This is a genomic window from Phytobacter palmae (genome assembly GCF_039409775.1).
Taxonomy (GTDB): Bacteria; Pseudomonadota; Gammaproteobacteria; order Enterobacterales; family Enterobacteriaceae; genus Phytobacter; species Phytobacter palmae.
Window position 1 is genome coordinate 34,451 of record NZ_JBCIVJ010000011.1, and the last position, 25,404, is coordinate 59,854.

22 protein-coding genes are annotated in these 25,404 nt (G+C 53.1%); 13 read left to right on the forward strand and 9 right to left on the reverse strand.

Annotated features, from left to right (window positions below; genetic code table 11):
• The first annotated feature begins 55 nt into the window (after positions 1 to 55).
• Together AAIG39_RS14400 and AAIG39_RS14405 are read left to right on the forward strand one after the other, a co-directional pair.
• A complete protein-coding gene (locus AAIG39_RS14400; protein WP_090083022.1) occupies positions 56 to 1,510 on the forward strand; it encodes an NAD-dependent succinate-semialdehyde dehydrogenase in 1,455 nt (484 codons plus the stop codon).
• Positions 1,511 to 1,555: 45 nt separating this feature from the next.
• On the forward strand, positions 1,556 to 1,822 hold the full coding sequence (locus AAIG39_RS14405) for a barstar family protein (RefSeq protein WP_090083023.1): 267 nt from the start codon (positions 1,556 to 1,558) through the stop codon (positions 1,820 to 1,822).
• 61 nt (positions 1,823 to 1,883) lie between these two features.
• Here AAIG39_RS14405 and yhcN (AAIG39_RS14410) read toward each other — a convergent pair whose 3' ends face one another.
• The 3 genes from yhcN (AAIG39_RS14410) to argR all read right to left on the reverse strand — a co-directional run bounded on the left by yhcN (AAIG39_RS14410) (position 1,884) and on the right by argR (position 3,337).
• The gene (gene yhcN, locus AAIG39_RS14410; protein ID WP_090083025.1) at positions 1,884 to 2,147 is read right to left on the reverse strand and encodes a peroxide/acid stress response protein YhcN; all 264 of its coding nucleotides are present in this window, start codon (positions 2,145 to 2,147) and stop codon (positions 1,884 to 1,886) included.
• Between the two features lie 95 nt (positions 2,148 to 2,242).
• Positions 2,243 to 2,506: a peroxide/acid stress response protein YhcN gene (yhcN, locus tag AAIG39_RS14415; RefSeq protein WP_090083027.1), complete on the reverse strand. Its 264-nt coding sequence runs from the start codon at positions 2,504 to 2,506 to the stop codon at positions 2,243 to 2,245.
• A 360-nt stretch (positions 2,507 to 2,866) separates the two neighbouring features.
• Entirely contained in the window at positions 2,867 to 3,337 is a 471-nt protein-coding gene (gene argR / locus AAIG39_RS14420) for a transcriptional regulator ArgR (RefSeq protein WP_039077422.1), read from the reverse strand.
• 405 nt (positions 3,338 to 3,742) lie between these two features.
• Between argR and mdh the strand changes: the two genes are divergently transcribed.
• The gene (gene mdh / locus AAIG39_RS14425) at positions 3,743 to 4,681 is read left to right on the forward strand and encodes a malate dehydrogenase (RefSeq protein ID WP_343194198.1); all 939 of its coding nucleotides are present in this window, start codon (positions 3,743 to 3,745) and stop codon (positions 4,679 to 4,681) included.
• 86 nt (positions 4,682 to 4,767) lie between these two features.
• On the opposite strand, the gene degS is transcribed toward mdh, so the two are convergent.
• The 3 genes from degS to zapG all read right to left on the reverse strand — a co-directional run bounded on the left by degS (position 4,768) and on the right by zapG (position 7,865).
• The gene (gene degS / locus AAIG39_RS14430) at positions 4,768 to 5,835 is read right to left on the reverse strand and encodes an outer membrane-stress sensor serine endopeptidase DegS (protein ID WP_090083537.1); all 1,068 of its coding nucleotides are present in this window, start codon (positions 5,833 to 5,835) and stop codon (positions 4,768 to 4,770) included.
• A gap of 90 nt (positions 5,836 to 5,925) precedes the next feature.
• A complete protein-coding gene (gene degQ, locus AAIG39_RS14435; protein WP_090083030.1) occupies positions 5,926 to 7,296 on the reverse strand; it encodes a serine endoprotease DegQ in 1,371 nt (456 codons plus the stop codon).
• 170 nt (positions 7,297 to 7,466) lie between these two features.
• Positions 7,467 to 7,865 (reverse strand): Z-ring associated protein ZapG, encoded by a 399-nt coding sequence (gene zapG, locus AAIG39_RS14440; protein ID WP_039077425.1) that lies wholly within the window; start codon positions 7,863 to 7,865, stop codon positions 7,467 to 7,469.
• A 189-nt stretch (positions 7,866 to 8,054) separates the two neighbouring features.
• On the opposite strand from zapG, the gene zapE reads away from it, so the two are divergent.
• The 5 genes from zapE (at position 8,055) to sspB (ending at position 11,752) form a co-directional block, all read left to right on the forward strand.
• On the forward strand, positions 8,055 to 9,179 hold the full coding sequence (zapE, locus tag AAIG39_RS14445) for a cell division protein ZapE (protein ID WP_343194155.1): 1,125 nt from the start codon (positions 8,055 to 8,057) through the stop codon (positions 9,177 to 9,179).
• Between the two features lie 282 nt (positions 9,180 to 9,461).
• Positions 9,462 to 9,890: a 50S ribosomal protein L13 gene (gene rplM, locus AAIG39_RS14450; RefSeq protein WP_013364512.1), complete on the forward strand. Its 429-nt coding sequence runs from the start codon at positions 9,462 to 9,464 to the stop codon at positions 9,888 to 9,890.
• A 15-nt stretch (positions 9,891 to 9,905) separates the two neighbouring features.
• On the forward strand, positions 9,906 to 10,298 hold the full coding sequence (gene rpsI, locus AAIG39_RS14455; RefSeq protein WP_002437466.1) for a 30S ribosomal protein S9: 393 nt from the start codon (positions 9,906 to 9,908) through the stop codon (positions 10,296 to 10,298).
• A 313-nt stretch (positions 10,299 to 10,611) separates the two neighbouring features.
• Complete coding sequence (gene sspA / locus AAIG39_RS14460; RefSeq protein ID WP_039077427.1) at positions 10,612 to 11,250, forward strand: stringent starvation protein SspA; 639 nt, start codon at positions 10,612 to 10,614, stop codon at positions 11,248 to 11,250.
• Positions 11,251 to 11,254: 4 nt separating this feature from the next.
• The gene (sspB, locus tag AAIG39_RS14465; RefSeq protein WP_090083035.1) at positions 11,255 to 11,752 is read left to right on the forward strand and encodes a ClpXP protease specificity-enhancing factor; all 498 of its coding nucleotides are present in this window, start codon (positions 11,255 to 11,257) and stop codon (positions 11,750 to 11,752) included.
• Between the two features lie 32 nt (positions 11,753 to 11,784).
• On the opposite strand, the gene AAIG39_RS14470 is transcribed toward sspB, so the two are convergent.
• On the reverse strand, positions 11,785 to 12,435 hold the full coding sequence (locus AAIG39_RS14470) for a TetR/AcrR family transcriptional regulator (RefSeq protein ID WP_090083036.1): 651 nt from the start codon (positions 12,433 to 12,435) through the stop codon (positions 11,785 to 11,787).
• Positions 12,436 to 12,600: 165 nt separating this feature from the next.
• On the opposite strand from AAIG39_RS14470, the gene AAIG39_RS14475 reads away from it, so the two are divergent.
• From AAIG39_RS14475 to AAIG39_RS14495, 5 genes are read left to right on the forward strand one after another with little or no spacing between them, the layout of a single operon-like run.
• A complete protein-coding gene (locus AAIG39_RS14475) occupies positions 12,601 to 13,389 on the forward strand; it encodes a 3-ketoacyl-ACP reductase (RefSeq protein WP_343194156.1) in 789 nt (262 codons plus the stop codon).
• Positions 13,390 to 13,404: 15 nt separating this feature from the next.
• Positions 13,405 to 14,556, forward strand: coding sequence for a Gfo/Idh/MocA family protein (locus AAIG39_RS14480; protein WP_090083039.1), 1,152 nt, complete (start codon positions 13,405 to 13,407; stop codon positions 14,554 to 14,556).
• A gap of 9 nt (positions 14,557 to 14,565) precedes the next feature.
• Positions 14,566 to 15,399 carry a sugar phosphate isomerase/epimerase family protein gene (locus AAIG39_RS14485; RefSeq protein ID WP_343194157.1) on the forward strand — a complete coding sequence of 278 codons (834 nt, stop codon included), beginning with the start codon at positions 14,566 to 14,568 and terminating at the stop codon, positions 15,397 to 15,399.
• A 57-nt stretch (positions 15,400 to 15,456) separates the two neighbouring features.
• Complete coding sequence (locus tag AAIG39_RS14490) at positions 15,457 to 16,680, forward strand: MFS transporter (RefSeq protein ID WP_090083042.1); 1,224 nt, start codon at positions 15,457 to 15,459, stop codon at positions 16,678 to 16,680.
• Positions 16,681 to 16,691: 11 nt separating this feature from the next.
• Positions 16,692 to 18,758: an FAD-binding protein gene (locus tag AAIG39_RS14495; protein WP_343194158.1), complete on the forward strand. Its 2,067-nt coding sequence runs from the start codon at positions 16,692 to 16,694 to the stop codon at positions 18,756 to 18,758.
• 100 nt (positions 18,759 to 18,858) lie between these two features.
• Here AAIG39_RS14495 and gltD read toward each other — a convergent pair whose 3' ends face one another.
• The gene (gene gltD / locus AAIG39_RS14500) at positions 18,859 to 20,277 is read right to left on the reverse strand and encodes a glutamate synthase subunit GltD (RefSeq protein WP_090083045.1); all 1,419 of its coding nucleotides are present in this window, start codon (positions 20,275 to 20,277) and stop codon (positions 18,859 to 18,861) included.
• Positions 20,278 to 20,286: 9 nt separating this feature from the next.
• The gene (gltB, locus tag AAIG39_RS14505; protein WP_139223027.1) at positions 20,287 to 24,747 is read right to left on the reverse strand and encodes a glutamate synthase large subunit; all 4,461 of its coding nucleotides are present in this window, start codon (positions 24,745 to 24,747) and stop codon (positions 20,287 to 20,289) included.
• Positions 24,748 to 25,404: the final 657 nt, after the last annotated feature.

The window sequence follows — 25,404 nt, forward strand, 5'->3', positions numbered from 1 at the left end:
TTTTTTATGGCTATACTTTACAGGAGCTTTTGTTAATCACAGATCAGGAGGACAAATGACAACGCAGGCATTGCAGGACAGCGAACTGTTCCAGACTGGCTATCTTGTCGATGGTGTCTGGAAATCGTTGGACACGACATTTGACGTACTGAACCCGGCAACTGGCGAGGTTATTGTAAAAGTCGCGAAAGCCGGCAAAAAAGAGACCGAAGCCGCTATCGCCGCAGCGACGAGGGCTTTTCCTGCCTGGCGTGCGAAAACTGCAAAAGAGCGTTCTGCCATCCTTTATCGCTGGTACGAATTGATTATTGAAAACAAAAGCTGGCTGGGAAGGCTTATGACCACCGAGCAGGGCAAGCCGTTAAAAGAAGCCGAAGGTGAGGTGGAATATGCTGCAAGCTTTATCCAATGGTTCGCCGAGCAAGCGAAACGTGCTAATGGCGAAATTATTCCGCCGATAAAACCCGGATCGCGTATTTTTGCCACCCGCGAACCGATAGGCGTGGTGGCAGCGATAACCCCCTGGAACTTCCCGATGGCAATGTTGACCCGTAAGCTGGGACCTGCGTTAGCCGCAGGATGTACGGGGGTGATTAAACCTGCCAATAACACGCCGCTGAGTGCTTTTGCGCTCCTGGCGCTGGCCAAAAAAGCGGGTGTACCCGACGGTGTGCTAAATGCGGTTGCCGGGAATACATCGGAGATCAGCGACGCGATCATGGCGAGCCATGATGTGCGCAAAATTTCCTTTACCGGATCTACCGCCGTGGGCAAAACGTTGATGCGTAACGCGGCGGAAACCATGAAGAAAGTCTCGATGGAACTCGGGGGTAACGCGCCTTATATCGTCTTTGAAGACGCCGATATTGATGCGGCGGTCAAAGGAGCCATTGCCAACAAATTCCGTAATGCCGGGCAAGTATGTGTGAGCGTAAACCGTTTCTATATTCATGAATCGGTATATGACACCTTCACCCAGAAACTGGCAGAGGCGGTTAATGCCCTCAAGGTCGGGAACGGTCTTGACGACGGCGTAGTCGTCGGCCCGCTTATTGAAGCGTCTGCGGTGGAGAAAGTGCGTGAACACGTTGAAGATGCCGTCGCTAAGGGGGCGAAGATTCTGGCAGGGGGTAAAGCGCACATGCTGGGGGGAAATTTCTGGCAACCCACTGTGCTGGGTGATTGCAGCGATGGCATGAAGCTGGCGAATGAAGAGACTTTTGGCCCGGTTGCCGCCTGTTTTCGCTTTACGACCGAAGATGAAGTCATCCAGCGCGCTAACGCAACGCCATTTGGCCTGGCAGCCTATTTTTACACCCAAAACTTATCCCGCGTATTTCGCGTCTCCCAGGCAATTGAAAGTGGGATGATTGGTATTAATGAATGTGCGGTATCCACTGAACTTGGCCCATTTGGCGGCGTAAAAGAGTCCGGCCTCGGGCGGGAAGGCTCCGTTCTGGGGCTTGAAGAGTTTATGGAAGTCAAAACCCTGCATCTTGGGGGCTTGTAATGCAACGGGTGGCGTAAGCCACCCGACAGGTCTGGATGGCGGATAATGAATATCTCTACCTTCGATTTTGCTGAAATAGACACTCAAAATACGTTCTATCGTGAATTTTCCCGCCGGTTTGCTCTCGAAGGAGTCAGCATTACCGATCTGGATTCATTATGGATAGTGGTCACGGAAAAGTTGCCATTGCCGGTTGAAATTGAGTTCATTCATCTTAACGAAACGCAGCGGCGTCGTTTCGGCGCGCTAATTCTATTGTTTGATGAAGCAGAGGAAGAGCTGGAAGGCCAGTTGCGTTTTAACGTGCGTTAATGCAGCCCATAAAAAAGCCCCCGACAGGCGGGGGCAAGTCGTCGGAGTAGACGACGAGGGTTTATTTGTAGAGTTCCGCCGTTGCGTGCCAGGTATCACCTTCCTGGAGCTCGGTCACGCGATAGGCTTTCGCACCAGCCGCATCCGCCTTCGCAGACAGTTCATCACGGATGCTCATTGGAGAGCTTGCGGTCTGGGAAACCGAAATGGAGCCCATGGCCTGCATATTTTGCGTTTGATTATCGGACAGTTGGGTAGCTGCGCTGGCGCCAAATGAGATCAGTGAAGCTAAACCAAGGGCTGCGATGATTACGTTACGTTTCATTGTCTTTCTCCTCAATACTCAACGGCGAGAAGGTTTATACCGCTATTTTTATTCCTGGTGCCGTTGAGCGATGATGACATAGGGTAGTCGGTTAATTATTTATACAGCTCAGCAGTGGCGTGCCAGCTATCGCCTGTACGTGCTTCGATGATGCGATAAGAAGACGCACCCTGCTCATCCGCTTTTTTGTTCAGTTCTGCACGCATATCCATGGGGGATGATGCAACGCCGCCGACTGAGACGGTGCCTAATGACTGGCGGTTTTGCGCCTGGTCAGCATCAATAGAGCTCGCCGCAAATGCGCCAAATGACAGAACAGAAAGGATGCTGAGAGTTGCTACAGTTGATTTGATTTTCATAATGTTTACCTCGTCGAATCGTAATTCCTGAGGGCTTTGTTTCGTGACCCTCATCACAAAATCAAGTATACACTAATAACGTGTAAAATTAATACTGAGCTAATTATTGCCATTGTAAGTAAGTGGTAAAGAAACCTTTTTTTATAGTCAAAAAGGCATAAAAAACGGGGGTTCATAATCTTCTTTGATTTTTTTATCTATGAAAATCAATGAAATGCGTGATTTTGATTTTTTGTGCGAAAACATTCATTGCGTGAATGGAATGCGAAGGAAATTCGCACATTGTGTTAAAAACAAGGGAGGAAGAGAGAGGAGCCCGACAGAGACGTTCTTCCCCGGCACGAAACCGGGGGGAATGAATTAAAGCTCTTGTTCGAAAAGTACAAGAATAGCTTCGTAAAGCTCTTTGACCGTGAAGCCGCTTGCCGGGGTAGTGAAAATGGTATCGTCACCGGCAATGGTGCCCAGAATACCTTCTGCTTTGCCCAGCGAGTCCAGTAAGCGTGCAATCAACTGCGCAGCGCCTGGGCTTGTATGAATCACAACGACGGCATCGTTGTAATCGATATCAAGAACCAGATTTTTGAGCGGGCTGGAGGTGGTTGGGACGCCCATTTCGACAGGCAAACAGTAAACCATCTCCATTTTGGCGTTGCGCGTACGCACAGCACCGAATTTAGTCAGCATACGGGACACTTTAGACTGATTGATATTGTCAAAGCCCTGTTCTTGTAAGGCCAGAACAATCTCTCCCTGAGAACTAAATTTCTCTTCTTTAAGCAGCGCTTTAAACGCTTTAACTAATTCTTCTTGTTTTGCCGAGCTTCGCATAAGTCACCCGTATTAAGGCCGTGAAAACTACATTATTATGCACATGGATGAATTTTTATGCAAATAATCTGCTATGGAAATAACTCAAATTTTCTTATTGTTTGCGAGAATTTTATCAAATTACGTTATGGGAACCCACTGTGTCATGTGTCGCAAATTCAAGCAAAAGTAAAATAAATGTTACTGAAATGATATTGTTTAGATGGATATCAGCGCTATATTGTAAACTCTCAATGTTAGTTGCTTGGTTTGCCGGTCTGACGGTCACAAATGCCCATTATAATATTTTAAAAGCGTGCCATGCCGCAGAATTTTGGCTGGTTCGTTGCCATAATTATCAGGGTGAATTAAGGTCGCCGCAATGGAGTAACAAAATATTTAGCTAACCATAATAAGGAGTTTATGATGAAAGTTGCAGTCCTCGGCGCAGCTGGCGGCATCGGCCAGGCGTTAGCTCTACTACTTAAAACACAACTGCCTTCAGGTTCAGAACTCTCTCTCTATGACATCGCTCCTGTAACCCCTGGGGTTGCTGTTGACCTCAGCCATATTCCTACAGATGTAAAAATTAAAGGCTTTTCTGGAGAAGACGCAACGCCCGCTCTGCACGGTGCGGATGTGGTTCTGATTTCCGCTGGCGTCGCGCGTAAACCGGGTATGGACCGCTCCGATCTCTTTAATGTGAATGCCGGCATTGTGAAAAACCTGGTCGCGCAAATTGCAAAAACCTGCCCTAAAGCTTGTATTGGCGTAATCACTAACCCGGTTAACACTACGGTGGCGATTGCGGCAGAGGTGCTGAAAAAAGCCGGTGTGTATGACAAAAATAAACTGTTCGGTGTAACGACACTGGATATCATTCGTTCTAATACCTTCGTGGCTGAGCTGAAAGGTAAGGAGCCGGGCGAGGTTGAAGTGCCGGTCGTGGGCGGACATTCGGGCGTTACTATTCTGCCATTGTTGTCGCAAATCCCGGGTGTCAGCTTCTCTGAGCAGGAAATTGCCGATCTGACAAAACGTATTCAGAACGCGGGCACTGAGGTGGTCGAAGCGAAAGCAGGTGGCGGGTCTGCAACACTCTCCATGGGCCAGGCTGCCGCACGCTTTGGCCTGTCACTGGTGCGTGCGTTGCAGGGCGAAAAAGGCGTGGTTGAATGCGCCTATGTTGAAGGTGATGGCCAATATGCCCGCTTCTTCTCTCAGCCGCTGCTGTTAGGTAAAAATGGTATTGAAGAACGCCAGGCGATTGGAAAATTAAGCGCCTTTGAACAGCAGGCGCTGGAAGGGATGCTGGAAACCCTGAAAAAAGATATTCAACTCGGCGAAGATTTCGTTAATAAGTAAATAGCCGCCGTCGTCTGGTGCGCCGTTTGCCTCCAGAGATGCGCAAAAAAAACCGGAGTTCATTGGACTCCGGTTTTTTACTGCTGTTAGTTGGTCGCAGGATATTCCTGGATTGTGACCTGCAATTTCAGTTTCTTATCATCACGCATCACTTCTACCGGGATTTCTGAGCCAGGACGGATTTCCGCGACCTGGTCCATGGTTTCCAGAGCAGAGACCGCAGGCTTACCATTTACGCTGACAATAACATCATTTACCTGAATACCTGCCCGGGCTGCCGGACCATCAGGCGAGACTTCATTGACCACAATTCCCTGAATCTGATCGATACCGCCGCTCTGGGTATGCATGGGGGCGATTTCTCTCCCGCCGATGCCGATATAGCCACGGATCACCCGACCATCGCGAATCAACTTATCCATGATTTTCGTCGCGAGCTGGAAGGGGATAGCGAAGCCAATGCCTTCCGGCGTCTCGCCATCATTGCTCTTGTCGAAGGAGAGTGTGTTGATCCCCATTAACTCCCCCAGCGAGTTCACCAGCGCACCGCCGGAGTTACCGTGGTTGATAGAGGCATCTGTTTGCAGAAAATTTTGTCGGCCGGTAGGGTTCAGCCCAATTCGCCCGGTGGCGCTGATGATCCCCTGGGTAATGGTTTGCCCCAGGTTATATGGGTTACCAATCGCCAATACCACATCACCAATGTGCGGTACACGATGTGGATTGATCGGAATGACCGGCAGTCCGCCTGTGGCGTTAATTTTCAGTACTGCCAGATCAGTAAGGGAGTCTGAACCTACCAGCAGCGCTTCAAAAACGCGGCCATCCTGCAAGGCAACGATAATCTGATCCGCATCGTTGATAACATGTTTATTCGTAACGATATAGCCGCGTTGGTCCATGATCACACCGGAACCGAGGGTACGGATTTCCAGGCGATTATGCGATGACGTATTCATACTGCGGTTATAGACATAGACCACTGCGGGCGCAGCGCGGCGAACCGCCGGATTATAGCTCGCGGGCGTTTCATCGGTACTGTCAAATTGCGTTGTGGTTAGCGGATTATGCTGGCGTAGCGAAGGCAGGGCGGCGAGGATAATGCCACCAACCATCAAACCAATTGCCACCGAGCGTAGGAGCTTCAAAAACATGATGCGGGCGTCGTCATTAGGGAGTCGCAGCAGCATAGCACGAGTTTTCCGGACATCACATGTAGCGGTGATATCCGGGATCGCATTTGCTTAACGTAGTAATAAATAGAGTGTTTCATTGCCACGGATGATTTGCAGGGCAATTACTGACGGTTTAGTTTCAAGGATCTTGCGCAGCTCGGCAATGGACTGTACCTGTGTACGGTTAATGCCAATAATGACATCATCCTTACGCAGGCCTGCCTGAGCGGCCGCGCTGCCTTTTTCGACGTTCTCAATGTTGATACCTTTTGTCCCGTCTTTGAGTTGACCATCACTCAACGAGGCGCCCTGCAGTGCCGGGGAGATCAGTTCCGCGCTGGCGGAAGATGAAGTGCTTTTATCCAGCGTCACTTCAACATCCTGCGGTTTGCCATCACGCAGGATGCCTAACTTCACTTTTGCGCCCGGTTCCGTCGTTGCAATGCGCGAACGCAGCTCGGCAAAGCTATTCAGCGGCTTGTCATTAAGGCTGACAATCACGTCGCCAGATTTAATGCCTGCTTTCGCTGAGCCTGAGTTTGGTAATACCTCGCTGACAAAGGCGCCGCGTTGCACATTCAGGTTAAAGGCTTTGGCAATATCAGCACTCATCTCCGTACCTTTAATACCCAGCAGACCGCGTTTGATTTCGCCGAACTGAATCAACTGGCGAGAGAGAGTTTGTGCCATATTACTGGGTATGGCAAAACCGATACCGACGCTGCCGCCGCTCGGTGCAAGGATTGCGGTGTTGATACCAATAAGCTCACCGTTCAGGTTCAGCAGTGCGCCGCCGGAGTTACCACGATTTATGGAGGCATCTGTCTGGATAAAGTTTTCCAGCCCTTCGAGATTAAGTCCGCTTCGACCCAGCGCAGAAACAATCCCGGATGTCGCTGTTTGCCCCAGTCCGAATGGGTTTCCGACTGCCACGACAAAGTCACCCACCCTTAATTTATCGGAATCGGCGATAGTGATTTGCGTCAGGTTACTGGGGTTTTGTAGCTGCAACAGCGCAATGTCGCTTTGATCGTCGCCGCCAATCAGTTTGGCCTCAAACTCGCGACCATCATTGAGCTGGACATTGATTTTTTGCGCCTGGTTAATGACGTGGTTATTCGTCAGCACGTAACCTTTTGCAGCATCGATAATGACCCCGGAACCCAACCCCTCAAAAGGCTGAGCCTGCTGCTGTTCGGGCAGTTCGTCGCCAAAATATTTTTTCAGTTCATCAGGGACTTTTTGTCCTTGTACCGCTGTACCTTCCACCTGCACGCTCACCACGGCAGGTAAAACTTTTTCCAGCACTGGCGCGAGGCTGGGAACCGCTCCCTGGCCTGGAACCTGTGATGGCATCGCAGCCATAGTCTGGATGGGTGCCGAGAGAGATAACCCGACACTTAACGCTAACGCACTCAACAGCTGGGTTTGTTTCTTCATTGATGCTGGCTCTCGCAACCTAAAGTGAAAGGGAAAACGATGCAAAACAGTTTGATGTTATTGAAATTTCAATCGGGTAACAATGAGGTTAATAACTAAATAATAGCTGTGATTATATAGACAAGACGGGCGCAACCTGTGCGCCCGTTAAAAATGCGGAAATATAGTGATTATTTGCGGTTTGCATTGCCGCGCAGCAGGCCGGAGGCACCTTCGGAATAATCGCGAGGAATCTGCACCGGCGCCTGATCGTTGCCCGCTTCGGACTCCGCCAGACGGTTACGGAAAGGGTTCTCCTCAGCAGACATTTCCGGCAGTAAGCTGCTGGAGCTTTTTGCCATGTGCTGATAAAGCTGGCGGTAATCATGCGCCATATTATCGAGAAGTTCTGCGCTGCGAGCGAAGTGATTGACCAGCTCTTCACGGTACTCTTCAAGTTCTGCTTTATTTTTTTCCAGCTCGTACTGCATTGCCTGTTGCTGGCGTAATTTCCGGTTTCCAAAACGCATGGCCACAGCACCAATGATGACGCCGACGACTAACCCAATTAGCGCGTATTCCCAGGTCATGTACTTCTCCCATTGTCTTATGGTTCCGTAGGGTAATAGCTGCAAGCTCCTTGCCTGCGCCTGATTATGCCACTATAACCGCTATTCGCGCAGAAGTGGAATCCCGACGCGGCATCGCGTAGGGTAGAACGACCTTTTTTTCGCCAACCCTGTGGGCAGGATCGATTTTCAAGGAATAACGATAACACCATGCAGAGCCTTACCCCGACATCGCGTTACCTCAATGCCCTCAACGAGGGTAGCCATCAACCGGATGATGTGCAAAAAGAAGCTGTTAGCCGTCTTGATCTCATTTACCAGCAGATTGTGACCAAAGAACAATCCGCCCCGCAAAGCGGTGGATTGATGGCGAGATTTGGCAAATTGTTGGGCAAGCGTGAGCCCGCCACGCAGACTCCCATCCGCGGCCTTTATATGTGGGGGGGCGTCGGGCGCGGTAAAACCTGGCTGATGGATCTTTTTTATCAAAGCCTGCCGGGGGCGCGGAAACAGCGTCTGCATTTCCACCGTTTTATGCTGCGTGTGCATGAGGAGCTAACCCAACTACAGGGGCATAGTGACCCGCTGGAGATTGTCGCCGACCGTTTCAAAGCTGAAACCGATGTGCTCTGTTTTGATGAATTTTTCGTGTCGGATATCACCGACGCCATGTTGCTCGGCGGGTTAATGAAGGCACTTTTCGCCAGAGGGATTACGCTGGTCGCCACCTCGAATATTCCACCGGACGAACTTTATCGTAACGGGTTGCAACGGTCGCGCTTTTTGCCGGCTATTGATGCCATCAAGCAGCACTGCGATGTGATGAATGTCGATGCAGGTGTGGATTATCGTCTGCGCACCCTGACCCAGGCACACCTGTGGCTTTCGCCCTTAAATGAAGAGACGCAGCAGCAGATGGATAAACTCTGGCAAGCGCTGGCAGGGGCAAAACGTACTCATTCTCCGGTATTAGAAGTCAATCACCGTCCGCTGGTGACGCTGGGGGTGGAAAATCAGACGCTGGCGGTGTCGTTCGCCACGCTGTGTGTGGATGCCCGTAGTCAACACGACTATATTGCGCTCTCTCGTCTGTATCACACCGTAATGCTGTTTGAGGTCCCCGTCATGACAACGCTGATGGAGAATGAAGCGCGGCGTTTTATCGCGCTGGTGGATGAATTCTACGAGCGGCATGTGAAGCTGGTGGTGAGCGCGGCGGTTCCGCTGTTCGAGATTTACCAGGGCGAGCGGCTGAAGTTCGAGTTCCAGCGCTGCCTGTCGCGTCTGCAGGAGATGCAGAGCGAAGAGTACCTCAAGCGTCAGCATATGCCATAAATGTCACTCTCCCCCTGGCAGAGGGGGCGAGGGTATCAGAGCGCATATTCCCAAACCCTGAAAAACCCCTATCCAAATCACAAATAGGGGTCGATCTTTGACCCCGACTTCTCTATAATCCTGCGACCCCACGTTACAAGAAGGTTTTTTTCCCAAAACTTTCTCTGCGCCGGCATAGGCTATTCGAAGGGGTAGGTTTGCTGGACAATGTCGTGTGAACCTCAACTGACTAAACGTTTGGGTGTTCACCAACGTGTAACTTATTATTTGGGTAAGCTTTTAATGAAAACTTTTACAGCTAAACCAGAAACCGTACAACGCGACTGGTATGTTGTTGACGCGACAGGTAAAACTCTGGGCCGTCTGGCTACTGAACTGGCACGTCGCCTGCGCGGTAAGCATAAAGCGGAATACACTCCGCACGTTGATACTGGTGACTACATCATCGTTCTGAACGCAGAAAAAGTTGCTGTAACTGGCAACAAGCGCGAAGACAAAATGTACTACCACCACACCGGCCACATCGGTGGTATCAAAGAAGCGACCTTTGAAGAGATGATTGCCCGCCGTCCTGAGCGTGTGATTGAAATCGCGGTTAAAGGCATGCTGCCAAAAGGCCCGCTGGGTCGTGCTATGTACCGTAAACTGAAAGTTTACGCTGGCAACGAGCACAACCACGCGGCACAGCAACCGCAAGTTCTTGACATCTAATCGGGATTATAGGCAATGGCTGAAAATCAATACTACGGCACTGGTCGCCGCAAAAGCTCCGCCGCTCGCGTGTTCATCAAACCGGGCAACGGTAAAATCGTAATCAACCAGCGTTCTCTGGAACAGTACTTCGGTCGTGAAACTGCCCGCATGGTAGTTCGTCAGCCGCTGGAACTGGTCGACATGGTTGAGAAACTGGATCTGTACATCACTGTTAAAGGTGGTGGTATCTCTGGTCAGGCTGGTGCGATCCGTCACGGTATCACCCGCGCTCTGATGGAGTACGACGAGTCACTGCGTTCTGAACTGCGTAAAGCTGGCTTCGTCACTCGTGACGCTCGTCAGGTTGAACGTAAGAAAGTCGGCCTGCGTAAAGCACGTCGCCGTCCGCAGTACTCCAAACGTTAATTGCTTTCTGCGAAAGCAGAACGATTGGCGAAAAACCCGGTTTCTACCGGGTTTTTTTATGGATAAAAATCACGTTATCCACAGCAATGGGTTGATTCTCTCTTCTTTTTCAGCATTTCCAGAATCCCCTCACCACAAAGCCCGCAAAATCTGGTAAACTATCATCCAATTTTCTGCCCAAATGCCTGGGATTGTTCATTTTTTGTTTGATTTTTAAACGAGAGTGACTGTGCGCGTGGGTGGCTTACTAACATCTCGCCGGTCAAAGTAAGACTGGTAGCAGTAAAAATACTGAATATACCTGGAGGTTTTCATGGCTGTCGCTGCCAACAAACGTTCGGTAATGACGCTGTTTTCTGGTCCTGTTGACATCTATAGCCATCAGGTCCGTATCGTGCTGGCAGAAAAGGGTGTCAGCTTCGAAATTGAGCACGTGGAAAAGGATAATCCTCCTCAGGATCTGATTGACCTCAACCCGAATCAAAGCGTACCGACCCTTGTCGATCGTGAACTCACTCTGTGGGAATCACGCATTATCATGGAATACCTGGATGAGCGTTTCCCTCATCCGCCGCTGATGCCGGTTTATCCGGTTGCGCGTGGTGAAAGCCGTCTTTACATGCATCGCATTGAGAAAGACTGGTACTCGCTGATGGAAGTGATCATGTCCAGCAGCGGGGCGCAGGCCGATAACGCCCGCCGTCAGCTGCGTGAAGAGCTGATGCAGATTGCTCCGGTATTCGGTCAGAAGCCGTACTTCCTGAGTGATGAATTCAGCCTGGTGGATTGCTACCTGGCACCGTTGCTGTGGCGTTTGCCGATTCTGGGTATTGAACTCAGCGGCGCTGGCTCGAAAGAGCTGAAAGGCTACATGACCCGTGTTTTCGAGCGCGATTCATTCCTCGCGTCTCTGACAGAAGCCGAGCGCGAAATGCGCCTGGGCCGGGGTTAATCGAATGGACTTGTCGCAACTGACACCGCGCCGTCCTTACCTGTTGCGGGCCTTCTATGAGTGGTTGCTCGATAACCAACTCACCCCGCATCTGGTCGTGGACGTAACGTTGCCGGGTGTGCGCGTGCCCATGGAGTATGCGCGTGACGGGCAAATCGTGTTGAACATTGCGCCGCGAGCCGTGGGTAATCTTGAACTGGCGAATGACGAAGTGCGTTTTAACGCGCGCTTTGGCGGCGTTCCGCGTCAGGTGGCTGTGCCGCTGGCCGCCGTTCTTGCCATCTACGCCCGTGAAAATGGCGCGGGTACGATGTTTGAGCCTGAAACGGCTTATGATGAAGACGTAACCACGGTGAATGACGACGACGAAACCTCTCAGCCGGACAGTGAGACGGTGATGTCGGTTATTGATGGCGACAAACCCGATCATACGGACGATAACGATCCGGATGATGATCCCCCACCACGCGGCGGACGTCCATCGCTGCGTGTTGTGAAGTAACATAAAAGCAGGGTCAATCGACCCTGCTTTTTTTATGATAGCAACCCCGGCGCCAGCCAACAGGCGATCGTTTCGCGCATGACCTTCCGCCTTGTGGCCAGCGCTTCCGGACGCTTAAGATCCTGCTGATAGATGATCGACAACGTCGACTGGTTAATCAGATAGAAAAATCCCAGCGCTGACATTGTGATGTTTAGCTGCATCGCATCAATACCTGGGCGGATCGTCCCATCCTGCTGACCGCGTTCCAGAATGCGCTGAGTTATTGAAAGCCAGCTGCTGTTGATGGGGACAATCGTATCCACTTCCTTAAGGTGGCGTGCCTTGAGCTGGTTTTCACTGTTGAGCAACTGGATAAACTCCGGGTTCTCAAGGTAGTAGCGCCAGGTAAAATCCATCAGTTCAAGTACCGCGTCGCGGGCAGGCAGATGATCCAGCTCCAGTGCTGCCTCTTTGGTACGGATATCCTGGTATGCGACCTGCAACACATGGGTAAACAGCGTATCCTTGTTCTCGAAGTAATAGTAAATCAGCTGCTTGTTCACGTTTGCCGTCGCGGCGATCTGATCAATCCTCGCCCCGTCAAAACCCTTCTCAGCGAACTCCTTTTTAGCCGCATCAAGGATCAGGCTTTTTGTGAGATCTGGATCATGCCTGCGCTTTATTCTGGCTTCCCCTTTCATAGATCCTCCATTCAATTTATTGTTTTAATTGTAGTTTTAAATAAATCAACCAGTTGGTTGATTTTGAGAAGTCGATCATGAATTTAATTTTTCTCTCTTTCTATACTGCTTTCATAGTTTCAACTGATTAGTTGAAATCTTTAGCACTCATCAGGGAGTATGCTCATGATCCATTCGCAACGTCCGGTAGCATTAGTGACAGGCTCGACTCGGGGAATTGGTAAAGCATGCGCGTTGGCGCTTGCCAGAGCCGGGTTTCACGTCGCAATTAACGGACGCGATAACGAAGAAGGTCGCACCCGACAACAAGCCATGGTAGCGGAATTAGAACAATTTGGCATCGAAGCTCTGGCGTTACCTGGGGATGTTTCAGATTTAAATCTCCAGCAAGGGATGCTGGACACCATTTTACAACGCTGGGGGCGGCTGGATTGCGTCGTCAACAACGCCGGGACGGCGGCAAAACAGCGCGGTGATCTGCTGGAGGTTACGCCGGAAAATTACCAGTTCTGCCAGGACGTTAATACCCGGGCAATGTTCTTTTTTTGCCAGAAAGCCGCGCGCGTCATGCTCCGGCAGGGCGAATTAAGCGACCAGCATCGCTCAATCATAAATATTACTTCTTGCAGCGCCCACAGCCTGTCGATTTCCCGTGGCGAATATTGCGTATCAAAAGCAGCCGCCAGCATGGTGACGCAACTCTTTGCACTGCGCCTGGCGGAAGAAGGCATCGGTGTTTATGAAATTCGCCCTGGTATCATCGAAACTGACATGACCAGCGGTGTGAAACCGAAATATGACCAGTTGATCGGCGGCGGTCTGGTGCCGATGAAACGCTGGGGTCAGCCGACGGACATTGCCGTGGTCGTCGATGCGCTGGCAAACGGCAACTTACCTTTCACTGTCGGTCAGATTATTGATGTCGACGGCGGCCTGAACAAATCCCACTTTTAATTACGAGGCACAGCAATGGCAACAATTTCCGTTGGCATCATCATGCATGGCGTAACCGGGCGGATGGGTAAAAATCAGCATCTGATCCGCTCCATCGTGGCAATTCGTGAACAAGGCGGCGTTGAGCTGGCGAACGGCGACAGACTAATGCCTGACCCAATCCTGATTGGCCGAAATGAAGAAAAAATCGCCGCACTGGCGAAACAAACCGGTATCAGTCGTTGGGGGACGGATTTGGATGCGGCGCTGGCTAACCCGAACGATACCATCTTTTTTGATGCCGCCACGACGCAGGCGCGCCCGGGATTACTGAAAAAAGCCATCGCCGCTGGTAAACACATTTACTGCGAAAAACCGGTAGCAGTCAGCCTGTCTGAGGCCGTCGAACTTTATCACTACGCAGAGCAGCAGGGCGTTTGCCACGGCGTCGTACAGGACAAACTGTGGTTGCCGGGGCTGCGCAAACTACAGATGCTCAACCAGGCAGGCTTCTTTGGTCAGGTCTTATCGGTACGCGGTGAATTTGGCTACTGGGTGTTTGAAGGCGACTTGCAGCCGACCCAGCGCCCGTCCTGGAACTATCGGCAGGAAGATGGCGGCGGCATTATCCTCGATATGATCTGCCACTGGCGTTATGTCGTCGACAACCTGTTTGGCGAAATCAAAAGTATCAGTTGCCTGGGCGCGACCCATATACCTGAACGTTTTGATGAGCAGGGGAACGCCTATAAAGCCACCGCTGATGATGCCGCCTACGCCACCTTCGAGCTGCATAATGGCACCATCGTGCAGATCAACAGCTCCTGGTGCGTCCGTGTGCGCCGTGATGATCTGGTGACTTTCCAGGTGGACGGCGTTAACGGTTCTGCGGTAGCCGGCCTGACCGACTGCCTGACGCAATCACGCGTGAACACCCCGAAACCGATCTGGAACCCGGATGTTCGCCAGACACATGACTTTTTCGAAGACTGGGCGCCAGTACCCGATACCACCATCTATGACAACGCCTTCAAAGTGCAGTGGGAACTCTTTTTGCGCCACGTTCATGGTGAAATCGACTTCCGCTGGAATCTGCTGGAAGGGGCAAAAGGAGTGCAACTGGTTGAACTGGCGCTACAAAGCTGGAAAGAGCGCCGCTGGGTCGATGTTCCGTCACTGGCGCGCTAAGGAGGCCGTATGCAACAGCCCGATCCACGGCGTTTATCGCTGAATACCGCCACCGTCCGTAAGCAGTGGACGCTGGATAAGATCATTGATGGCTGCGCCCGCCATGAAATTCGCGGTATCTCGCCATGGCGCGATCAGGTTCAGGCGCTGGGCCTGGAACGCACCGCGCAGTTGATTCGCAGTAATGAACTGACCGTCAGCGGCTATTGCCGGGGCGGGATGTTCCCCGGTATTGATGAGGCGGCACGCCGTGCGGCGGATGACGATAACCGCCGGGCGGTGGATGAAGCACTGGCTGTGAATGCCGCCTGTCTGGTGCTGGTGGTAGGTGGCTTGCCGGGTGATTCGAAAAATATCGCCGGCGCTCGCAGTCAGGTGCGGGATGGTCTGGGACGCCTGCTTGAGTATTCGCGTAAGGCAGGCATGCCACTGGCGATTGAGCCGCTGCACCCGATGTATGCAGCGGACCGTGCCTGCGTCAATACGCTGGAACAGGCCAATGACCTGTGTGATGAGCTGGGCGATGACGGATTAGGGATGGCCGTCGATCTCTATCACACCTGGTGGGATCCGAAGTTCTTTCAGCAGATCGAACGTGCCGGACGGAAACGTATCCTGGGTTTCCATATCTGCGACTGGCTGGTGCCGACACAGCATCTGCTGCTGGATCGCGGCATGATGGGAGATGGCGTGATCGACATTCGCGCAGCTCGTCAGGCGGTGGAGGCTCTGGGGTACCAGGGGGCGCATGAAGTGGAGATTTTCTCTGAACACAACTGGTGGCAACGTGACCCGGATACGGTGCTCGCTACCTGCAAAGCGCGTCATTTGACGCATTGTTAATCAGATTTTGGCTGTATCTGATGTCTCGTCAGTCTTACCAGGTTAGTCGAGGAAATTATGAATACAGATACAAAAAAGATGATACTGGTGTCGGTGCTGTGTGGCCTGGGCTACATGATGTACTCCGTCGACCGGATGACCGTCTCCTCCGCCATTGGACTTATCGCGACGGATTTTGGGCTCGGTAGAGCCCAGTCCGGGATCCTGATGAGTTCTTTCTTTTATGGTTTCATTGGCTTCTTGTTTATTTCCGGGATCATTGCCGACAAACTCAGCGGCAAACCGGTACTCATTCTTGGCTTAGTGATGTTCTCCCTCGCCACGATCCTGACGGGGGTGGCGGGTAGTCTGACGTCACTGATCTTTTACCGCGTAATGACCGGTATCGGCGAGGGGGTTTTCTGGCCCGCCGCATCGCTGGAAGTGGCCAACGTTACCACCGAAAAACAGCGCACGACGGTGATGTCACTTTACTGGATGGGATATCCGATTGGCGGCTTCTTCGGTACCTGGCTCGGTGCGATGCTCGGCCCGGTATATGGTTGGCGCGTCGTGTTCTATGTGGCCGGGGCGCTTGGCCTGCTGGTTGCGCTGGCTTACGCCGTCATGGTGAAAAACGAGCCGAAAAAAGTTGTTGTTGCCACAACAAAAGAAAAAGTGCCGTTAAAACAGCTGTTCCGCAACCAGTCCGTAATGCTGATGGCATTCTATTATTTCCTGCTGTTGAGCGGCTGGTGGATTGTGCTGCTGTGGGCGCCGACCTTCCTGATGAACGTGAAACAGTTGCCAATCAGTACCGCAGGGACGATTGCCAGCCTGCTGGGGCTGACCGGCGCGCTGGGCGGCTTCCTGCTTGGGCGCCTGTGTGACCGGGGCGACTTCTCGCGTAAACGTGCTGTGTTGATTGGTATTACTCTGGCCAGCAGCCTGTTGATGGCGGCGATGGTGCTGCAACTGCCGGTCTTCGCCGTGGTGATCCTGGTGCTGTTCCTGGGGCTGCTGGGTTATCCGATCACTCCGCTGGTCCTCTCATTTACCGCCGAACTGGTGCCGCCGCAGCTTCGCGGCTCCGCCATTGGCTTTGTGATGAATATTGGCATGACGGCCGGTGGGATCTCACCCGTCCTGGCGGGCTATTTCGCGGATAAATATTCCATGTCTGCCGTCTGGTTCGTCGCAGCCTGCGTGATGGTCGTCAGTTCGGTACTGCTGTTGGGAGTGCGTAAAGCGCCCAGGGCAGTGAAAGAGATAGAAATGTCCGGGCTTTCATCACGCGTTTAACGAGGTAAAACATGACCACAGCGATCCCGCAATCGATCCTGGAAGCGCTTACGAATGTGTCCATGCCGCGTCACGTCAGGATGGCGCAACCGCAACAGACGCTGGAGGTGGAGGGGTATCGTATACCGGTCTACCACAGCGAGGCGTTAGTGATTGGTAGTGGCGCAGCCGGACTGCGGGCTGCGGTGGAGTTGCGTCGGCGCAAAGTGGATGTTCTGGTGGCGACACAAACCCTGTTTTGGGGAACATCGGCCTGTTCTGGCTCTGATAAACAGACCCTGCATACCGCTTCGACCAGTTTCCGGGGCGATAATTTTATCTCCCTCGCCAGTGCTATCGGCGCGGGTGGCGCGATGGATGCTGACACTGCGTATGTAGAAGCGGTCGGTTCGGTGGAAGCCTTTATCGGCCTGAAAAGTATGGGGCTTCCCTTGCCGGAGGACCGTTATGGCGCTGTATTGCGCTATCAGACCGATCACGATGAAGTGGGCCGCGCCACCAGCTGTGGACCACGTACCTCCCGCCTGATGGTCAAAGTGCTGGCGGAAGAGGCGGTGCTGCTGGGAGTACCGTTTGTCGATCATGCGACGACAGTGCGCCTGCTTACCGAAGGTGAAGGAGAGACGCGCCGTGTCGCTGGCGTATTGGCTATCGTGAAAGGCGCTCGGCAGGAGGATAATCCGTGGGGGCTATGCCTGATGCGTAGCTCGACGGTGGTTCTGGCGGCCGGAGGGCCAGGTGAACTGTTCCGCGACAGCGTCTATCCGAAACGGTGCTTTGGCTCGCTGGGGCTGGCGCTGGAAGCGGGGATCGCGACGGTAAACCTGACGGAGCATCAGTTTGGTATCGGTACGCGGCGCGATGAGTTCCCCTGGAATCTTTCTGGCACCTATGTGCAAAGCATGCCCTATATCTATTCGGTGGATGAGCAAGGCCAGGAGCATAACTTCCTTGCCCGTTACTATCGCACCACGCGAGAACTGGCCTCAAATATCTTCCGTAAAGGCTACCAATGGCCGATTCACGCCACGCGGATGCTGGATTTTGGCTCCAGCCTGGTGGATTTGGCGATCTACCGTGAGTCGCAGGCCGGACGCACAATCTACATGGATTTTAATCGCAATCCATTGCCGGTGCCGGGCGATGAACCATTCGCCACTGGCAATCTGGATGAGGATGTTTACCGCTATCTGCACAATAACGATGCCTGTCTGGAGCTGCCTGTTGCGCGTCTGCAGCGGATGAATCCACTGGCCATTGAGCTTTATAAGCATCATGGTCATGACCTGACAACACAGCCGCTGCCGTTTAATGTTAACCATCAGCATATGAATGGCGGGATTGCGGTGGATATATGGGGCCATTCGTCGTTAAGTGGCTGCTATGCGATTGGCGAAGCGGCGGGCACCCACGGGGTGACGCGCCCCGGTGGTGCTGCGCTCAATGCCGGTCAGGTTTTTGGGCTGCGCTGCGCGAAGCATATCGCGGCGACGCCGCGTGCCGCCCCGCACTCTCTTTTTGCCAGCGAAACGGCTGAACTCCTGCAGCAGATCCAGCGTGATAGCAGCCATCCTCAGGCGTTGCGGATTGACGATATTCGCGACGAAATCCAGCAGCGCATGAGTGAGCGCGCCGGATTTATTTGCGATGCCGCGCAGGTACCTGCCGCCGTTCAGGCGGCCCGGCGACTCAATCAACGTATTGCGCAAAATGGGGTGGCAATAACTCATCCTAACCAGACTGCGTTTAGCCTCCAGTGGCGCCAGATGGCTCTGGCATCAGAGGCGTTACTGGTGGCGCTGGAAAGTTATATTGCCCGCGGCGGCGGAAGTCGAGGTGCACGGATGTTGTGCTCGGCGCAGGGAGACGTCGCTCCGCAAACGCGCGAAGGCGTATTGTCTGAGTATCGTTTCATCTCTGAAAAGGCGGAGCACCGGCAGGAACAAATCCAGGTGACATGGCGCAACGGCGGGTTTGTTGTCGAACAGCGGCCATTACGCACGCTTGATGATCTCTCGACTCTCTTCTTTGAAAAGAACTGGCCGGATTATCTGACGGATGGGATCTACCGACGTTAGTATTTGTCTGTAAAAACGTTGCCCGGATGCGGCGTCACGCCTGATCCGGGCAATATTATTACGGGAGCCCGGGCAAGCGAAACGCTACCCGGGAAATTCCTTATACTTCAAGCCAGTTAAGGATGCCGTCTGCTGCTTTACGGCCTTCGGCGATGGCTGTGACTACCAGGTCGGAACCGCGAACAATATCGCCACCGGCAAAGATTTTCGGGTTGCTGGTCTGGAACGCGTTCTCGCTACCTTCCGGCGCGATGATGCGTCCCTGCGAATCCAGCTCGACGCTGTGTTTAGCCAGCCATTCCATACTGTGCGGACGGAAACCAAACGCCATCACGACGGCATCGGCTGGCACCACATGTTCGGAGCCCGCAACGATTTCCGCACGACGACGACCTTTGGCATCTGGCGCACCCATTTCGGTACGCGCCATCTTCACGCCGCAGACTTTACCGTTGGCGTTCACTTCGACACCCAATGGTTGCACGTTGAACTGGAATTCCACACCCTCTTCGCGCGCGTTTTTCACTTCGCGTTTTGAACCCGGCATGTTTTCTTCATCACGGCGGTAAGCACAAATCACGCTGGTGGCGCCCTGACGTACAGATGTGCGTACGCAGTCCATCGCGGTATCGCCACCGCCCAGCACAACAACGCGTTTGCCTTCCATACTGATGAAAGGTTCATCAGCCGATTCACCAAAGCCCATCAGTTGTTTGGTATTCGCGATAAGGAACGGCAGGGCATCGAACACGCCATTAGCATCTTCGTTTTCCAGACCGCCACGCATGGATTGATAAGTCCCCACGCCAAGGAACACCGCATCATAATCCTGGAGCAGGTCATCAAGTTGTACGTCCCGACCGACTTCGGTATTCAACCTGAACTCAATGCCCATGCCGGTGAAAATTTCGCGACGGCGAGTCATCACCTCTTTTTCCAGCTTAAAGGCCGGGATGCCGAAGGTCAGCAGACCGCCGATTTCCGGATGACGGTCAAACACCACGGCTTTGACGCCATTGCGGGTCAGCACGTCGGCACATGCCAGGCCTGCCGGACCTGCACCGATAATTGCCACACGTTTGTCTGTCTGCTTCACGCCAGTCATATCCGGACGCCAGCCCATCTCGAACGCTTTATCGTTGATGTAGCGCTCGATGTTACCGATGGTGACCGCGCCGAACTCATCATTCAGTGTACAGGAACCTTCACACAGGCGGTCCTGCGGGCAAACGCGCCCGCAGACTTCCGGCAAGGTGTTGGTCTGGTGAGACAGCTCAGCGGCCTCAAAAATACGCCCTTCGTTGGCCAGTTTCAGCCAGTTCGGGATGTAGTTATGGACCGGACATTTCCATTCGCAGTACGGGTTGCCACAGGAGAGACAGCGATCTGCCTGCGCCTTGGCCTGGCCTTCCGAAAATGGCTCGTAGATTTCAATAAATTCAATCTTACGGATCTTCAGCGGTTTCTTTGGCGGATCCACGCGCTGTAAGTCGATAAACTGGTATACGTTCTGACTCATTGCTGCCCCTTACTGCGCCTGCACACGCAGCTCTGCTGCGCTACGACTACGATGACCTAACAGTGCTTTCACATCACTGGACTTCGGTTTAACCAGCGCGAATTTCGCTGAGAAGGCCGGCCAGTTAGCCAGAATCTCTTCACCGCGAGAAGAACCGGTATGATGCACATGCTCGGTAATCAGACCGCGCAGATGCTCTTCGTGGATGGCGAGGTCATCGACGCTCAACACTTCCACCAGTTCCGGGTTCACACGTTTGCGGAACTCACCGTCTTCATCCAGGACATAGGCAAAACCGCCTGTCATCCCGGCGCCAAAGTTTACGCCTGTTTTACCGAGGATACAGACGATACCACCGGTCATGTATTCACAACCGTTATCACCGATGCCTTCCACGACAGTAATCGCGCCGGAGTTACGCACGCCGAAACGTTCACCCGCACGGCCTGCGGCATACAGACGACCACCGGTTGCGCCATACAGGCAGGTGTTACCGATAATGCTGGCTTCGTGGCTACGATAGGCAGAGCCTACCGGCGGACGTACCGCGACTAAGCCGCCTGCCATACCCTTGCCTACATAGTCGTTGGCATCGCCAGTCAGGTACAGCTCAACGCCACCAGCGTTCCAGACGCCAAAACTCTGGCCTGCTGTGCCGCTAAAATGGACTGTAATCGGGTCTGCCGCCAGACCCTGATCGCCATGCGTCTGCGCAATGTAGCCAGACAGAGATGCACCGACAGAACGGTCCGTGTTGCGAATATCAAACCAGAAAGTTTTGCTCTGGCGTTCGTCAACAAACGGTTTTGCCTGTTGCAACAACTGCGCATTCAGTACGCCGTTGTCGAATGGCGGATTGTTTTCCGTGCAGTACAGCGCTTTGCCTGGATGCGGCTCGGCGGTTTCCAGCAGTTTCGACAGATCCAGCTTCTGTTGTTTGGCGGTAAATCCGTCCAGCTCTTTGAGCAAGTCGGTACGGCCAATCAAGTCCACCAGGCGTTTAACGCCCAGTTGCGCCATCAGCTCGCGGGTTTCGCGGGCGATAAATTCAAAGTAATTGGTCACTTTGAACGGCAGACCGTGGTAGTGGTTTTTACGCAGTTTTTCATCCTGAGTTGCTACGCCGGTTGCGCAGTTGTTCAGGTGGCAAATACGCAGGTATTTACAGCCCAGCGCCACCATCGGGCCGGTACCAAAGCCGAAGCTCTCGGCGCCGAGGATTGCCGCTTTGATGATGTCCTGTCCGGTTTTCAGACCGCCATCCGTTTGTAAACGAATTTTGTGGCGCAGACCGTTGGCCACCAGCGCCTGTTGGGTTTCCACCAGGCCCAGCTCCCACGGGCAGCCTGCATATTTTACCGATGACAGCGGGCTCGCACCGGTACCGCCATCGTAACCGGCGATGGTGATGAGATCCGCATAGGCTTTTGCCACACCGGTCGCGATGGTGCCGACGCCCGGTTCGGAAACCAGCTTCACGGAGATCATCGCTTTTGGGTTGACCTGTTTCAGGTCGAAAATCAGTTGCGCCAGATCCTCGATAGAGTAGATATCGTGGTGCGGCGGCGGGGAAATCAGCGTCACGCCTGGTACGGAATAGCGCAGTTTAGCGATGTACGGGGTGACTTTATCTCCCGGTAACTGACCGCCTTCACCTGGTTTCGCACCCTGAGCGACTTTAATCTGAATCACATCAGCATTGACCAGATACGCCGGGGTGACGCCGAAGCGACCGGAAGCGACCTGTTTGATGCGCGACACTTTGTTGGTGCCGTAGCGTGCCGGGTCTTCGCCGCCTTCACCGGAGTTGGAGAAGCCACCGAGGCTGTTCATGGCTTCTGCCAGCGCTTCATGTGCTTCCGGACTCAGCGCACCGATGGACATTGCCGCAGTATCAAAGCGCTTAAACAGTTCGCTTGCGGGTTCGACGTCGTTGATGCTGACTGTTTCGCCGTTCGGCGTGATGGCCAGCAGGTCACGCAGGGTGGCCGCCGGGCGCTCATTTACCAGCTTCGCGTACTCCTGGTAGTCTTTATATTCCCCGCTCTGAACGGCTTGTTGCAATGTACGCACCACGTCCGGGTTATAGGCGTGATATTCACCGCCATGCACGTATTTCAGCAGACCACCCGCCTCAAGCGGTTTACGCGCCAGCCAGGCACGTTTGGAGAGGTTCAGCAGATCCTGCTGGAAGTCAGCAAAACCTGCGCCGCTGATACGGCTGACTACGCCCTGGAAGCAGAGTTCGGAGACCTCTTCATGCAGACCGACAGCTTCGAACAGTTTTGAGCAACGGTAAGAGGCAATCGTCGAAATGCCCATTTTGGACATAATCTTGTACAGCCCTTTGTTGATGCCGTTGCGGTAGTTCAGCATCACTGTGCGGTAATTCTTCTCAATGGCTTTGGTGTCGACCAGTTTCGCCAGCGTTTCGTAGGCCAGGTACGGATAAATGGCGGTGGCGCCGAAGCCCAGCAGCACTGCGAAGTGGTGCGGGTCGCGGGCGCTGGCGGTTTCTACGATGATGTTGGCATCGCAGCGCAGGCTTTTCTCAACCAGACGGGTCTGGACAGCCCCGACTGCCATCGGTGCCGGAACCGGCAGGCGGTTTTTGGCGATGTTACGGTCAGACAGCACCAGCAACACGGTGCCGTTACGCACCATCTGCTCTGCTTTGTCGCACAGCGCTCGCACCGTCTCTTCCAGTGAGGTTTCGGTCACATCGAAGGTGATATCCAGCACATCCGCGCGATAGTGCTCCTCTTTCATGGTGGTGAGCTGAGTGAAATCGGAGTACAGCAGAATCGGTGATTTGAAACTCAGGCGGTGCGCCTGGCCTTCCGCTTCACAGAAGACATTCATCTCACGACCGATACTGGTGGCCAGCGACATCACATGTGCTTCACGCAACGGATCGATTGGCGGGTTCGTCACCTGCGCGAACTGCTGGCGGAAGTAATCGTAAATGATACGCGGCTGGCTGGAGAGCACGGCAAACGGGGTATCATCACCCATAGAGCCGACCGCTTCCTGGCCGTTTTCACCGAGTACACGGATAACCGTGTCCAGCTCTTCGAAGCTGTAGTTAAACTGCTTCTGATAGCTTGCCAGCAGGTCGTCGTCCATTTCACGGGTACCAACCTGATCATCTGACAGATCTTCAAAGGGCACCAGACGGCGGACGTTTTTCTCCATCCACTCTTTATAGGGGTGGCGGCTTTTCAGATCGTCATCGGTCTCAGCAGAGTGCAAAATGCGACCGCCACGGGTATCGATAACCATCAGTTCACCTGGACCGACGCGGCCTTTTTCGACCACTTCGTCAGGCTGATAATCCCAGATACCGACTTCTGAGGCACAGGTGATCAGCTTGTCTTTGGTAATGACATAGCGTGCCGGACGCAGGCCGTTACGGTCGAGGTTACAGGCCGCAAAACGACCATCGGACATTACGATACCCGCCGGGCCATCCCATGGTTCCATATGCATGGAGTTAAAGTCGAAGAATGCGCGCAGGTCCGGGTCCATATCCGGGTTGTTCTGCCAGGCTGGCGGTACCAGCAGGCGCATGGCGCGCACGATATCCATCCCGCCTGCCAGCAGCAGTTCGAGCATGTTATCCATGGAGCTGGAGTCAGAACCGGTTTCGTTGACGAACGGCGCGGCATCATGCAGATCCGGGATTAGAGGGGTCTGGAATTTATAGGTACGCGCACGCGCCCACTGACGGTTACCGGTGATGGTGTTGATTTCACCGTTATGCGCCAGATAGCGGAACGGCTGTGCCAGTGGCCAGCGCGGTACGGTATTGGTGGAGAAGCGCTGGTGGAAAAGGCAAATGGCCGATTCCAGACGCAGGTCCGCCAGGTCCAGGTAGAAGCGCGGCAGGTCAGCCGGCATACACAGACCTTTATAGATGTTCACCAGGTTAGAGAGGCTACAAACGTAGAACTCTTTATCTTCCTGCAGACGCTTTTCAATGCGACGGCGGGCAATAAACAGACGGCGCTCCATATCACGCGGGCGCCAGCCAGCCGGGGCGTTAACAAAAATTTGCTCAATACGTGGCAGCGAGGAGAGGGCGATTTCACCGAGCACCCCTTCGTTGGTTGGCACATCGCGCCAGCCGACAATAGACAGGGTTTCACGTTGAAGTTCTTCTTCTACAATACGGCGCGATGCGCTGGCTTTTTCAGGATCCTTATTCAGGAACAGCATACCAACGGCATAGTTTTTGGCTAAACGCCAGCCGCGCTCTTCCGCAACGATACGGAAGAAACGATCGGGTTTTTGCAGCAGTAAGCCGCAGCCGTCGCCGGTTTTACCATCAGCGAGGATTGCGCCACGGTGCTGCATACGGGCCAGTGCGTGAATAGCGGTACGCACTACCTTGTGGCTAGGTTCGCCTTCTATGTGGGCGATCAGGCCGAAACCACAGTTATCCCTCTCAAGGGATTTATCGTACAACATATCAGTGAACCTCCCCAGGCTCTGCGGGATTCCCATCCGATACCGATTGCGCGCGGGCACAGCAAGAGCATGGCGACGGGGCTAATAAAGCCTCGCATGTCGCCCTCTTTAATTTCCTTTTCGCATCGGTACACAAGTGTTGAGGACTTGCTTAAGAGGGAATCTCAATAACTGCATAAATATGATGAGCAGACCACTCATCCAGAAAGCTTCCAGCGGATTCCCAACTTATCGGGAATCCGTACACAGGTCAAATGCCAGGCTTATTTATCTAATAATGTGCTAAAGCTTATTTAATATATTGATAATTAAATGAATTTAACCTTATTTACAATCAATAAGCCCAGCGCTGAGCGGCAGAGTAATGTGATCTGACTCACTATAGGGAAGCGTTGTTAATGCGCTACCCTACTAAAGGAAATATGAATTTCAGAATATTATTCTAGTAATGTACCTACAGGCGCAGGAACACACTGTTTTTCATTTATGACAGTATTTCTGCAAAATATCGCCTGAACATAAGGAAAAGTAATTGCCGGAGAAGTGAATGAAACGGCGGTAATCTTGACTGTTTATGCAATGAATAAAAGCCTTGCCGGGCGATTGATCCACATCATCGCCGTCGAAAGCTAAAAATGGCAGGCTTGGCCCTTTTCA